Source organism: Marinomonas maritima (genome assembly GCF_024435075.2).
Classification (GTDB): Bacteria; Pseudomonadota; Gammaproteobacteria; order Pseudomonadales; family Marinomonadaceae; genus Marinomonas; species Marinomonas maritima.
Genome location: NZ_JAMZEG020000002.1, coordinates 1,270,410 through 1,283,646, shown reverse-complemented (window position 1 = coordinate 1,283,646; position 13,237 = coordinate 1,270,410). Strand labels below are relative to the sequence as shown.

At 41.7% G+C, this 13,237-nt stretch carries 12 protein-coding genes; 8 read left to right on the top strand and 4 right to left on the bottom strand.

Translation table 11 applies throughout. The features are described 5' to 3' along the window. Positions 1–429: aldose epimerase family protein (locus tag M3I01_RS12065; RefSeq protein WP_449405571.1), on the bottom strand; the 429-nt coding region annotated here is incomplete at its 3' end. 260 nt (positions 430–689) lie between these two features. Further along, entirely contained in the window at positions 690–1,292 is a 603-nt protein-coding gene (locus tag M3I01_RS12060; protein WP_255894765.1) for a LysE family translocator, read from the bottom strand. Between the two features lie 115 nt (positions 1,293–1,407). On the opposite strand from M3I01_RS12060, the gene M3I01_RS12055 reads away from it, so the two are divergent. After that, positions 1,408–2,802, top strand: coding sequence for an aminotransferase-like domain-containing protein (locus M3I01_RS12055; protein ID WP_255896103.1), 1,395 nt, complete (start codon positions 1,408–1,410; stop codon positions 2,800–2,802). A 300-nt stretch (positions 2,803–3,102) separates the two neighbouring features. Here the strand turns inward: M3I01_RS12055 and M3I01_RS12050 are convergent, their stop codons facing one another. Together M3I01_RS12050 and M3I01_RS12045 are read right to left on the bottom strand one after the other, a co-directional pair. Further along, positions 3,103–3,972: a transglutaminase domain-containing protein gene (locus tag M3I01_RS12050; protein WP_275565093.1), complete on the bottom strand. Its 870-nt coding sequence runs from the start codon at positions 3,970–3,972 to the stop codon at positions 3,103–3,105. A 144-nt stretch (positions 3,973–4,116) separates the two neighbouring features. Beyond that, positions 4,117–4,389: a DUF2127 domain-containing protein gene (locus M3I01_RS12045; protein WP_255896100.1), complete on the bottom strand. Its 273-nt coding sequence runs from the start codon at positions 4,387–4,389 to the stop codon at positions 4,117–4,119. Positions 4,390–4,773: 384 nt separating this feature from the next. On the opposite strand from M3I01_RS12045, the gene M3I01_RS12040 reads away from it, so the two are divergent. From M3I01_RS12040 to M3I01_RS12010, 7 genes are all read left to right on the top strand, one after another. Then, positions 4,774–6,942, top strand: a complete 2,169-nt coding sequence (locus tag M3I01_RS12040) for a TonB-dependent receptor (RefSeq protein ID WP_255896099.1) — start codon at positions 4,774–4,776, stop codon at positions 6,940–6,942. Positions 6,943–7,045: 103 nt separating this feature from the next. Then, positions 7,046–7,747, top strand: a complete 702-nt coding sequence (locus tag M3I01_RS12035) for a TetR/AcrR family transcriptional regulator (RefSeq protein WP_275565092.1) — start codon at positions 7,046–7,048, stop codon at positions 7,745–7,747. After that, a complete protein-coding gene (locus tag M3I01_RS12030) occupies positions 7,747–8,730 on the top strand; it encodes an ABC transporter permease (protein WP_275565091.1) in 984 nt (327 codons plus the stop codon). The genes M3I01_RS12035 and M3I01_RS12030 overlap by 1 nt, the downstream gene beginning before the upstream one ends. Further along, positions 8,727–9,674, top strand: coding sequence for an iron chelate uptake ABC transporter family permease subunit (locus tag M3I01_RS12025; protein WP_255896096.1), 948 nt, complete (start codon positions 8,727–8,729; stop codon positions 9,672–9,674). Before M3I01_RS12030 ends, M3I01_RS12025 begins: the two co-directional genes overlap by 4 nt. Beyond that, entirely contained in the window at positions 9,671–10,444 is a 774-nt protein-coding gene (locus M3I01_RS12020) for an iron ABC transporter ATP-binding protein (protein WP_255896095.1), read from the top strand. Before M3I01_RS12025 ends, M3I01_RS12020 begins: the two co-directional genes overlap by 4 nt. After that, positions 10,444–11,472, top strand: a complete 1,029-nt coding sequence (locus M3I01_RS12015) for a siderophore ABC transporter substrate-binding protein (RefSeq protein WP_255896094.1) — start codon at positions 10,444–10,446, stop codon at positions 11,470–11,472. Before M3I01_RS12020 ends, M3I01_RS12015 begins: the two co-directional genes overlap by 1 nt. Next, the gene (locus tag M3I01_RS12010; protein WP_255896093.1) at positions 11,462–13,237 is read left to right on the top strand and encodes an ABC transporter ATP-binding protein; all 1,776 of its coding nucleotides are present in this window, start codon (positions 11,462–11,464) and stop codon (positions 13,235–13,237) included. The genes M3I01_RS12015 and M3I01_RS12010 overlap by 11 nt, the downstream gene beginning before the upstream one ends.

The following is a 13,237-nucleotide window of genomic DNA, read 5'->3' as shown; positions in this document are numbered from 1 at the left end:
CAGCAACCGATAAAACACATCGACGACCATGTTGCCCGGATACCCCATTTCACCATCAGCAAGCTTCGTTTGCAGTTGTACCATGTCGTCTGCTTGTTCAATAATGGACCAGTTTTTACTGCCGGATCCAGCTGGGCCTCCGTGCAAATGGTGTGTTTCTGGCAAGGTTGGCGGTAACTGATAGGTTTTTCCATCGATCACAGCGTGACCGTTTTTAATTCTATTTGCGACTCTTCCAACGACCGCGCCGAAATATTTTGCAGCGTGAAGGTAATCATTCAATTTAGATGACCCTAGCACTAGAGAGTGCTCGTAGCCGTTAAGGTAGACAGATTGAATACTGGCGCCCAAGGTCAAAATATTCACCTTAAGTTGTGAGCTATTAAGCGTGATGCGCTGAAGTTGGTTTAAGTCTGGGGCTAGGTTCACGAAAATATCCTTTTCAAAAGAGGCGAAAGCAAATGCTGCACCCAAAATAAAATGTTCTTTTACCATAAATTGATAGATATGATTTTGCGTTGTTTTAACGATGTCGTCGATAATTATATTTGTAAGGAAATAGACTCGTATACAGGTAGCGCTATTTTTGAGTAAGTAGGCTAATTTTGAAAACAGGGTTTCATAGAGGCCACGCTTGGTTTGTTAAAACGCTTAGCGTGACGTATTTTTTGCTATGAAACCGCTTATTACTAAATCAAAATCATCGGCAGTGTAGTGAGTAACAGTATTCCCATGATGGCGTTAAACATCTGGTTAAACTTAGGATCTTGAAGTTTCGCTGAGATTAACTTGCCAATGGTCATCCACATAAAGGTACCGGGTAACGTAGCGAGATTAAGCATCAGAATACCGAACAATGCTGAGGGCCAAAATAGATCGTTTGCTAACGTAAACGCAGAGCTGACAGTAATCAAGCTGGCCCAAGATTTAGGGTTGATCACCTGAAAAGACGCCGCTTGGAATACCCCCATAGGCTGCAGCTTACTGTTCATATTTCGTACTTTTGCGAAGATGATTTTTACTGACATATAGACGATGTAACCTGCAGCAATAAAGGTAAATACCTGATGTAGGTAAGGCCAATGCTTAAATAATTCGCCTAAACCTAATAAAATGGTGATATGCAATAAGGTCATGCCAATGCGAATACCCAATACATGCGGCAGGGTTTTTCTAATGCCAAAGTTGGCGGCTGAATGCGTTAATAAAATATTATTTGGCCCAGGTGTTAACGTACTTATTAAGCAAAAAAGCATAAGAGCGGGAGCAAGTTCTAGTAAAGCGGTATACATAGTTAATTCCCAAAAAAGTAAATATACAATTAGTCATTGTATCAATACAATTTGTTCTGTATTGTACTTTTAGAGATTCTCACACAATACAATTATGGGCAATTTATTTATTGTTATGAATACAATTTGGAAAGTCAGTAAAGAAACATTCGATCTGGCCAGTTTGGCTCAGCCAAAATATAAAGCACTGGCAATGTTGATTGAGCAAGCTATGTTAGTGGGAGAGTTACCAGACCAGCATAAATTACCCGCGCAACGGCTGCTTGCAGACGCATTGATGATTACGCATGGCACGGTAACGAGAGCCTATGATCTCTTAGAAAAAAAAGGTCTTGTCACCGCGAAGTTGGGTGCTGGAACCTATGTGAATTTACCAAGATCACAGAAAAAAGGGGCTTTCTTAACAGAATACGATTTTGCGTCCAGTATGCAGCCAATATTTGGTCAGCAGACGCTAGTAAAGAATGCATTAAACGAGCTTGCTTTAGACCTTAACGCCGTTGAAGAAGTCATGACGTACGCGCCTCAAGGCGTGCAGAAACACAAACAAGTGTTTGCGACTTGGTTAGCGTCCAAACACATTAAAATCGATACCAACGACATTGTATTTACGCAAGGTGCTCAGCAGGGTATTTATACCTGCTTGCAAGTGCTCACTAGAGAAAAAAATTATTTGATGCATGAAGCCTTGGCGTATCCTGGATTTTTCCGAGCGATAGACGCCAGCAGAGTGACTCCTCTTGCCATCCCAATGACGTCCCATGGCTTAGATTTACAGGTAATGGAAAGCTACTGCCAGGAGTTTAAACCGAAAGCCCTGTACATCACACCCAACATGCAAAATCCGACCAACGTGCAATATTCTGCAGAAATGTTGGCCGAGATTGTATCGTTAAGTCGCCAATACGATTTTTATATTATCGAAGACGATGTGAATTATTGTCTGCCAGAAAACTGGCGAGTACCGCTGCAACAACAAGCACCAGATCGCGTATTTTATCTTTCTAGTTTGTCTAAATACGTGGCCGGTGGATTAAGAGTAGCCTATGCCTTGGTTCCACCCCAGTGGCAGGCCGCTTTTAATTTAAGCCTTCATAGTCAATGTTGGATGGTATCGACATTGAGTATAGAAGTGGCAGCACGTTTCCTTGTCAATGAAGGGTTCAAACATAATCAACTTTTGTTAGCGAATGAGATGCGCTACCGACAAGGTGCCTTTCTTGCCTTTGCTGAAAGACATGGACTATCTATCAAAGGAGGGGGGCTGAATGTTTGGTTGGCTTTACCGAATAACCTCAATATGAACCAATTCAGCGGTTTCTGTGCCTCAAAAAGCATTAAAGTGAGAACAGCAGATTTATTCAGTCATCCAATGTCGACTTTGTCCCCCGCTAATGGTTTAAGAGTGTCTTTAGGTGGTTTTAATACAAGAGCAGACTTTGATGTAGGGTTAGCGATGTTTGAAAGTGCTTTGTTGGAATTTAACCGTCAGCAAGAGGTGGTTATTTAGAGAAAGATCGAACGTACATTTTTGGTCTTTTGTGTATCAGTTAAAAGATAAAACTTCGGTAGGTTAAGCGCATTGGTTTCTTTATCAGTGAATTAGGCTTGAATGCGTTGCACCCGAAAGGCTTTGGTATTTATGGGTTGGTAATGTCCGCAAAGAAGTCTTGTTGAATGACTACATAGCTAGGTGATATTAACATTTTGAATTTATTATTAAAAATTAATAGGTTAATAAAAACTTAAGAAAATAAGCCCTCAATATCGAGGACTCCCTAACTAGCCATCTACTAACTAGTTATTCGTTTTAAGTATTCATTAGTTGTTCTATGGTAGGACTTTGAAACCAATCCCAGTCATTTGGTAGTTTTAGTTGTTTGGTCTTTAGGGCTTCCACTGCTTGGTTTTCATTGGATTTTTTACTAATTATCGCCAGATTATCCAGAATTGACATTTCCGCAGTGTCTGTTATCGGCACTAATGGGCCATTGAGAATACCCCAACCCATATCCCAAGGTAGCATTTCAATTTTTCTCAATGCGAATAGATCTCGAACTATATTAGCTTTGATGAAAGACAGGCCTGTCAGTCCTTGGATTCCAAAATAAGCCGGGTTCTCTTTGCCTTTTCGACAGAGTTCCCATGCTTCGCCTGCAAATATGAACTTTTTGTCTGGTACGTTGCAAGTATCAAAATCAATTTCTAAGTTTTCTAAATGTATGTTATCAAGTTGAGCATCAACTTTAATCCACATTGATGTTTCTTTATTCCAGTATTCACAAACCCAGTGATCTTCAAAATGATCAGTGGACAAATAGGTAGCAAACCCACATCTGAGTCTTGCTGGGATGTCCTTTGCTCTGAGAATGGAACAAACCATCAATGAAAAGTCTCGGCAGGTACTGATTACTCTCTCAAATGGCGCGCGTGATTGTTCTAAGATGTTTTTATTTTTTGAAGCGGCTGCATCAAGGATCGCTGATATTGACCTCAATTGCATTTCTTGGTGCTTCACGGAATCAGAAACAGAATAATGATAGTTATTAAGCCAATACGCATGTATTAAAAAATTCTGTGTAAAGGTGCAAATTTCTTCAATCTGATTAGGGCAGGTTCGAAGAAGTTCCCTGTAATTAGCGGGATCAGTAAATTCACTAACGCTACGATAATAGTCCATTCTGTATACCTAATGTTATTATGACGAAATTAGTTGCTACTTACGCGTTGCATTATCATGAGTGGCTGGAAATGTTTCAGCCTAGTAATCTCTAAGAGCCCCAAACAGCGACGGACTAGAAAGCATGTATCGCTGGCTGAGTCGTTAGTTGGATTTTGTACCAATATTCGCAGTGCTTCTTCCTTTTCGTTTACTGCGTAGTACGTGGGTCATATACCAAACCACGGCAATATTTAACACAAATACGCTGATGCTCAGAATATGTGTATGAAACACGATTTCATACACTTCAAATGGTAAATAGATTGCCCCTGTTACCAGTGCAAACCATTCAGTCCAAATAAACCCTTTCCATAAACCGTATGCTTCAACGAACCGAATCAAAGAATAAGCGAGAGCTCCACGCTTCGTCTGCAAATATGAACCTGTTGTCTGGTAAGTTGCAAGTATCAAAGTCAATTTCTAAGCTTTCTAAATGTATGTTATCAAGCTGAACATCAACTTTTATCAAGCTCGGGTTTCAACGAGAAGGTGTCTAGTAGAGCTGTTGAGATCTAGCAAGCGAAATGGGGTGATATAAAAATATAGGGGTTAAAACCCTGAAAAAATGATTTATCAACAAAATGTTGATAAATCATTTGTTAATGATAATGGTTTGCATTACTATTCCTTTAAATCTTTAGCTCACATAAAAAATGGAGCGTAACCAAGAGGCAAAGGGTACCTACGATGTACAATATTCAGCAGTTAGATCATAAATATAACGTAACAAAAATGAGAGTGTGGAAGGCACCATGTTTTGTGCTAAACACTTTGATGGAAAAGAAAAATACTGTTTGGCTAAGTGCAGTGATAGGAAGCATGCTGACATGTAGCTCATTTGTTTATGCGGAAGAAAAAGCCAATATAGACACTAAAAATACGACGTTATCGACTATGACAGTAGAGGGTGAACGTGAAGGAAATCCAATTTACTCCGGTTCTGATGGGCAGATTCTAGAAACAAACCGCGCTGGATTTTTAGGGGGTAAAGACGCCTTAGATAATCCATTTAGCGCTATCAGCTATACAGACAAATACATCCAAGACCAACAATCGAATGATATTTCTGATGTCATCAGCGCGACAGACCCTTCCGTTCATAGTACTAACACCAGTGGTGAGAGTAGAGAAAGCTATTCTATCCGAGGTTTCAGTTTCAATAGTAATGATGCAACGGTTAACGGTTTAGTAGGCATGGCGCCTTACTATCGCAGCGTCACTGAAATGTATGAGAGCGTTGATGTGCAAAAAGGCCCTTCTGCAATGCTTAATGGTATGACTCCTGGCGGTTCTATAGGTGGGTCCGTAAATTTAGTCACCAAACGTGCAGGAGATGAACCGCTAACTCGATTAACCACCAAATATATATCTGATTCACAAGTAGGCGGCAGTGTCGATATAGGCCGCCGCTTTGGTCAAGACAAGCAATTTGGCATTCGAGTGAACGGCGCCTATCTATCTGGAGATGGGACAATTGATCACCAAGCAAATGAGTCTCAGTTAGGAGCCATTGCATTAGACTGGCGAGGAGAACGCGTTCGACTGTCTGCTGATATTTACCATACCAAAGAGAATGTTGATGCGCCAACTAGAGGGATAAGTATTGCCTCTGGCCTTGACATTCCACGTCCACCCTCTAACGACACTTTACTAAACCCAAGCTGGAATTTTTATGAAAACGAAACCAAGGGAGTCATGGCGCGTGGCGAATTTGATATTAATGACCAGCTGACCGCTTACGCCGCTGTCGGTATAACCGAATGGAATTACCTCGGTCTTAGTGCAGACAGAGCGGAAGTATATAATTCGGCTGGAGATATGACGACAACACTGGGCGGTGTTAGCGATGACAATCAAAGAACATCACTAGAAATTGGTTTAAATGGTCATTTCCAAACAGGTGTTGTGGGCCACCAAGTAGCAACAAACATGACTCGTTATGAAGAAGAATACAATCTTTACGCTGCGAGATTCCGTGGAGTGACAGTTAACTCTAATATTTACAATCCAGTATGGGGGTCAAGACCCGACCTAGACTTGAATTTCCCACTTTTAACGACTACGGAAACAACGTTGTCCAGCTTTGGGCTAGCGGATACTTTATCCTTTGCTGACGACAAATATCAATTGACTCTAGGTGCCCGCTACCAACAAGTGAAAACAAAAGAAACAGGTGGAATGATCTCTACAGGCGCAAAATATGATGAAAGTGCGGTTAGCCCCTCCGCAGCTATCGTCATAAAACTAACCAATCAAGTTTCTGTTTATGCGAACTATATTGAAGGGTTAAGCAAAGGTGCCACAGCACCAACGTCTGCCAATAACTCAGGGGAAATATTTTCCCCTTACAAAACCAAGCAAAAAGAAATTGGTGTGAAGCTTGATCTGGGCGACTTTAGCCATACCGTTAGTGTCTATGAAATTGAACGACCTAGCAGCTACACAGACAGTAACACGAATATATTTGGATATTATGGTGAACAGCGTAATCGAGGTGTTGAGTGGAGCTTCTTTGGCTCACCTGTTGAAAATATACGTCTAATGGGTGGCCTAACGCATATTGATGCAGAGATAACGTCTGCTAGCAATAAGACTCAAGTAGGCAACCAAGCATCCGGTGTTCCTGATTGGCACGCTAAACTTGGTACCGAATGGGACATACCATATGTACAGAACCTCACCCTAACCGCCAATGCTAATTCTGTCTCTAAACAGTACCTTGGGAACGATAACTCTCGCTCTATACCAGGCTACACTATATATGGATTAGGGGCTCGCTATGTGACCTCGGTAAACCAACAACCTCTCACTATTAGAGCCAATATCAATAACCTCGCAGACAAAAATGCTTGGACAACCGCAAGTTACAACTCTCTAGGTCTTGTTGAAGGCCGTACATTAACTCTTTCAGCAAGCATGGATTTTTGATTTAAGCATTGTCGAAAACAATATTAAAAAGGACAGGCTTGCGCTTGTCCCTTTTAATACGTTTACTTCACGGCTTTATTATTAATCAACATAGGGACAATTCATGAATGAATCTTCAACCCCAGTAAAACGTAAGCGTGGACGTCCAAGCAAGATCACTCGTGAAAGTATTGCTCGAGCCGCGTTAGACATTGGCGTTAACAAAGCCACTATTCCGACACTTGCTGTACATCTTGGAGTGGACCATTCCTCGCTTTATCACCATGTAAAAAACCGTGATGAAATCATTGCTATGGCGGCTGAAATTGCCATAGAAGAGCTCGAGTGGCGAGCGCCAAAAACCGTAAGCTGGCGAGAAGAGCTTATTGTTTTAACAGATTCTATTTGGGCTTTATATGATAAACACCCGGGACTTGCAGAAGCGTTGAATCTTGCTGAGATCGCACCGAAAAACGGGATATTGTCTTTTGCCGAATCGGTTAAATTGCTGCAAGAAAAAGGCTTTCCACTGGATGAAGCCGTTGTGGCCGTGGATATGTTAGTGGATATGGTGAAAGAATGTTTTATCGGCTGGTGGTCTATTGTAAAAACAGAACAAGATGGGCGTCTTCGTAAGGATCGTATGATCGAAATCTGGGAAACCGAAGCGCAAAACTCGCCCGAGCAAGCAGAGCAAATAAATGCAATGGTGAATATCATGAAAGCGGGTCCTAGAACATGGTGGGAACGTAAACGAGATATTGCCTTGGATGGTATCGCCATGACGCGTGAACAACATTCTGTCTCTTTAAAAGAAAGTCAATAATGCATAAAAATCCAACAAACGAAAAAGCCTATGTGCCGATCAATATCTTTTTTTTAGGAATGGTTTTTTTAATTTTGTGTGTAATTTCTCTTTTAGTTGGTGCTAAGCAACTTCATTTATCAGACGTTATGTCTTCTTCCAGCGAGGCATGGTTAACCTTAACGGCCAGTCGTTTTCCGAGGCTCGCTTCTCTTATTTTAGCGGGTATTGGGCTTTCGGTTTGTGGTGTCATTCTTCAGCAAATTGTTCGGAATAAATTTGTTGAACCTGCAACATCAGGAGGGTTAGATGCCGCTAAGCTTGGTATTTTGATGTCACTGATTCATCTACCCGCGTTTGGAATAGCGGGGAAAATGATTGGTGCCTTGGTCTTTTGTCTGATTTCTAGTGTATTTTTTATCACCATTATTCGTTTGGTTCGATTTAAAAATGCCGTGCTGGTGCCTGTTATTGGATTAATGTATGGCGCGGTTTTAAGTGCCGTTGCCGAATTTTATGCCTATCAAAATAATATGCTACAAAGTATGCAAGGTTGGTTGTTGGGCGATTTTTCAAGAGTCGTTCAAGGGCATTATGAAATCATCTATTTGATTTTACCCATCGTGATACTTACTTATTTATTTGCCCATCGTTTTACCATTGTTGGTATGGGAGAGACGGTGGCAACCAGTCTTGGTTTGAACTACACAGGATTAACTGCCTTAGGTCTGATCTTGGTCGCGATAACGGTTTCTGCGGTGGTCATTACGGTGGGAGCGATACCTTTTGTCGGCCTCATTGTTCCTAACTTAGTCGCTATGTTTTATGGCGATAATTTGAAGCGGACTTTGCCTATTATTGCCTTAGGTGGCGCATCCGTATTACTTATTTGTGACATTTTTGGTCGCCTTTTCTTATATCCCTTTGAAATCCCCATTGGCTTAACCGCCGGTTGCCTTGGCGGATTTATGTTTCTTGTTGTGATATGGAAAACCAAAAAATGATAAATCTTGCACGGTATTGTCTATGGGTACTGGTATGCGTATTGGCGGTGGCTTTTGTTTTTATGGGCGCCGGATTCGATTTTGACTACATTATTCCAAATCGAGTCATTCGATTGGTTGCCATAGTCATTGGCGGTGTTTGCATCGCGTTTTCTTCAATCACTTTTCAAACGATTACGGAAAATAAAATACTGACCCCTGCGATTATGGGGTATGAAGCTATCTATCTTTTATTTCAATCGCTGTTAATTTTATTTATAGGAATAGAAAGTCAAATTGTGATTGATAAAAACAGCAATTTTTTCCTATCGATTGGCATCATGTTGCTTTACTCATGGGTGATTCATCGTTGGTTACTGAGTGGTGAAAATAACAATGTCTATTTACTACTGCTTGTCGGTCTTGTGTTAACGCTTTTGATTAGTACTTTTACCCAGTTTATTCAATTTAGCATCAGCCCTGGAGAGTTCTCTCATTTACTCGGTTATAGCCAAGCCTCTTTTAATCGCGCACGGCCAGAGCAGCTCGCGATTGCGGCGGTTTTGGTTGGAATTGTCTGCACCATAATATGGAAGGCACTACCAACTTTTGATGTGTTGTCATTGGGCCGACATCAAGCAACATCGCTTGGTATCGATTATCAAGTGTTTATCAAACGGCATTTTGCCTTGATCGCTTTATTAGTAGCGACATCTACCAGCTTGCTTGGACCAACTGCTTTTATGGGGATTTTTGTTGCCAATACCGCCTATATGATCGCACGTTCACCGAAACATCGCCTGACGCTACCGACTGGCTGCGCGATTGCTATTGCCGCTTTTCTTCTCGCTCAAATCATGGTTGAGCACCTATTTAATTACAAAACAACGGTGGGTATTTTGGTCAATTTGATGTGCGGGATTTACTTTCTTGTGTTGGTTATACGCCCAAGGAGGGCTTCGTGATCCACATTAATAATATTCATAAATCCTATGGAAAGAAGACCGTTCTAAATGATGTGAGCACAAGTTTTCCTAAGGGTCAGCTTACGTCGCTTATTGGCCCCAATGGCGCAGGAAAAACAACGCTATTAATGATGATGGGTCGTTTATTGAAAGCAGATTCTGGAGAGATATTTCTTGATGATCAAAACATAAAGGACATTCCTATCAGCGTGTTTGCTAAGAATGTCGCGATATTGCGTCAGTCTCAAGATTTCACGATGCGCTTAACCGTCGAAGAACTAGTGGCGTTTGGGCGTTTCCCTTATAGCCGAGGCTCACTTACTAAAGAAGATTATCAGGCTATTAATGACGCGCTTGCTTTTCTGTCACTTGAACCATTACGGCAGTCTTATATTGATGAACTTAGCGGAGGGCAGCGTCAGATGGCCTTTTTGGCAATGACCATTGCTCAGCAAACTGAGTATTTACTGCTTGATGAGCCGTTAAATAATTTAGATATGAAGCACGCGGTTCAAATAATGCGCGCCCTTCGTCGTTTGTGTGATGAGAAAAAACGTACGGTTATTTTAGTCATACACGATATCAATTTCGCCGCCAATTATTCCGATCACATTGTTGCTATGAAGTCTGGTGCTGTCCATGACTCAGGCCCTGTAAAAGATATGGTGACAGAAGAAGGCTTAAAAGCACTGTATGAAATAGAGTTTGAAATATTACAAAGTAAACGTGGAATCGTATGCAATTACTTTAATCCACAGGAGGAGTGTTAATGAATATTTTCGCCAAAAATCGATTTATCTCTAAAAAAAGCATCAGTAAACACGGTTTAACAATGGCCTTTTTCTTTATATCGACGGTATTGTTATACGGTTGTAATCAGCAAGAAAATGAAACATCTGATACGGGTATCACTCAGTCATCTCAAGATGATTTCAAGCCAATTACCATAGAACATAGGTTGGGTTCAGCAGTGATAGCGCATCGTCCTCAACGAGTGGCTGCGCTTGGTATGAATGACGTTGATTTACTCGATGTGTTGGGCGTCTCAATTGCGGGCATGCCTAAAGATTTTGTTCCTGAATACTTATCAGAGTACGCCAATGATCCAGAAATAATGGATCTTGGCGCGATAGTACAACCTAATATGGAACGTGTTTATTCTCTTAAACCAGATCTTGTGTTGATTTCACCGCTTCATGCTAGTCACTATGAACAGTTGTCAGAATTAGCTCCAACCCTCTATTTTGATGTGAATTATAAAGATAGCGGCAGTGATCACTTTGATATCGTAAGAGATCATTTATTGACGCTGGGTGCAATTTTTGGCAAAGAGACACTTGCTAACAGTAAAGCCGCTGAATTAGACGCTAAAGTGGCAAATGCCCAAACTATTATTCAAAATCGTCCAGAAAAAGCCATGATAGTGATCCATAATAATGGCGCGTATCGTTTCTTAGGCGAAAAATCCCGCTATGGTTTTGTCTTCGAGGCATTAGGTGTCCAGTCCATTCATTCCCCAATCGAAGCAGGCTTGCATGGTCAGCCTATTTCCAGTGAATTTATCTATGAAAATAACCCTGACATTATTTATGTTTTGGACCGAACCGCGGTAATGGAGCGGCAGTCTGGACTCAATAGAGAAAACATGGAAAACCCCTTGCTTCGCCAAACCAATGCTTGGAAAAATAATCGAGTGATCTTTGTGGATTCTGAAGCATGGTACATCGTTGGCGCTGGTGTGAGTGCTCTCGAAATCATCATTGACGATGTGCTGAAGGGATATCGCAATGGCGAATAATAACCCTGTTGATCGGTTATTATGTCCTATAAAAGGGCAACTAATTTTCGTGATGATCTTGGCTTGTCTCGGTTCCATGCTGACCATTGTGCCATTGGCTGGTATTGCTTATATAGCTAAGCTTTTAATGGGTGGCATTGGCACCACGGCCATTTTTTCTCAGACAGATTTACAGACAGAAATTTGGTGGGTTGCAGGAGTCAGTTTAGCCGGCCTTATTATTGGTGTTCTCTTGGTTGCGATGAGTGAGCTGCTTGCGCACCTTGCGGACAATCAAATTACGCATGATTTGAGGTTATCGGTGATGCAGCGCCTTACGAAAGTACCATTAGGGTGGTTTACTAATCGTGCGTCAGGCGATGTCAAACAAGCGATGCAAGATGACATTGGCTCATTGCATGAATTAACGGCTCATTACTATACGACTAGAGGTCGTTGTTATGGCGTGATTTCGCTCTCAGCCATTTATTTGTTTGTAATGGATTGGCGTATGGCGATTGTCTCTTTGATTCCATTTCCTTGTTTTTACTTGATTTTTGGTGCTGCCAAAAAAGCCATTAGTGAAGATCGAATGAAAGGCTTTATGTCAGGGCAAGCGTTGATAAACAACGCCATCGCCGAGTTTATTAGTGGGATTCCTGTCGTTAAAACCTTCGCCGCGAGTGGTAAAGCCCACAAGGGATATCATGAGGCGGTAGATGGCTTTCTCCAAGGCTTCTTGAATTTTACCCGCCCCTTGGTGGCGCCTTTGGCCAATGCTAATGCAGTTATCGCACCAATAGCTGTTTTGGGTATGGTACTAATATTTGGCACTCTATTTGTGAGCTTAGATTGGATTGTACCAATCGATGTGCTTCCTTTTATTCTTGTGGCACCGGGTATTTCATCTCCCTTGATGTTATTAAGTTTTAGCACTCATAGTTTGACTCACGCTACGGCAGCTGCGGATCGTTTGCAGGCGTTATTAGACAGCCCCGTCCTTACACAACCAGCAGAAGGCAAAAGTCGCCACATTGTTGATAATCGTATTTGCATCAATAATCTTAGTTATGCCTATGATGATCAAAATACCGTATTGAGTAATATTAATTTGACGCTCGCGCCAAATACCGTCACCGCTATTGTTGGTGCTTCAGGTTCGGGAAAATCCACCTTGGCTCGATTAATATTACGCTTTTTTGATCCGACCGAGGGCTCTATTGCCCTTGGTGGTGTTGATTTAAGAGACATAGAAACCACTGAGCTGTATCGACGTATTGGTTTCGTATTACAAGAAGTTCGTCTTATTCACGCCAGCCTGCATGACAATATTGCTTTGGGTCGTCCGTCAGCGACTAGGCATGAGATTGAAGATGCGGCGCGCGCCGCGAATATTCACCAGCGCATCATGGATTTACCCAAAGGCTATGACTCGATTATTGGCGAAGACATAAGCCTTTCAGGTGGAGAGCAGCAGCGCGTCAGTATTGCTCGCGCTATCTTATTAGACCCTCCAATATTGGTACTTGATGAAGCCACGGCATCGACCGATTCAGAAAACGAAGTCGTTATTCAAGAGTCTCTTTTAAGATTTTCGCAAGGACGTACTGTTCTTATTATTGCTCATAAATTGGATACCGTTATGACCGCAGATCAGATTATTGTTCTCGAAAATGGCGAGATAAGTGAGCAAGGAAAGCATGAAAGCCTACTAGCAATGAAGGGGCGCTATGCACAATTATGGACGCTAGGAAATTATCAAGAACACCCTTTGGAGGCGTTTTGA

Bases quoted from the DNA above. Each gene is read 5' to 3' on its own strand.
- M3I01_RS12035 (WP_275565092.1), top strand. From the start codon at position 7,046: ATGAATGAATCTTCAACCCCAGTAAAACGTAAGCGTGGACGTCCAAGC.
- M3I01_RS12060 (WP_255894765.1), bottom strand. From the start codon at position 1,292: ATGTATACCGCTTTACTAGAACTTGCTCCCGCTCTTATGCTTTTTTGC.
- M3I01_RS12050 (WP_275565093.1), bottom strand. From the start codon at position 3,972: ATGGACTATTATCGTAGCGTTAGTGAATTTACTGATCCCGCTAATTAC.
- M3I01_RS12015 (WP_255896094.1), top strand. From the start codon at position 10,444: ATGAATATTTTCGCCAAAAATCGATTTATCTCTAAAAAAAGCATCAGT.
- M3I01_RS12055 (WP_255896103.1), top strand. From the start codon at position 1,408: ATGAATACAATTTGGAAAGTCAGTAAAGAAACATTCGATCTGGCCAGT.
- M3I01_RS12010 (WP_255896093.1), top strand. From the start codon at position 11,462: ATGGCGAATAATAACCCTGTTGATCGGTTATTATGTCCTATAAAAGGG.
- M3I01_RS12030 (WP_275565091.1), top strand. From the start codon at position 7,747: ATGCATAAAAATCCAACAAACGAAAAAGCCTATGTGCCGATCAATATC.
- M3I01_RS12025 (WP_255896096.1), top strand. From the start codon at position 8,727: ATGATAAATCTTGCACGGTATTGTCTATGGGTACTGGTATGCGTATTG.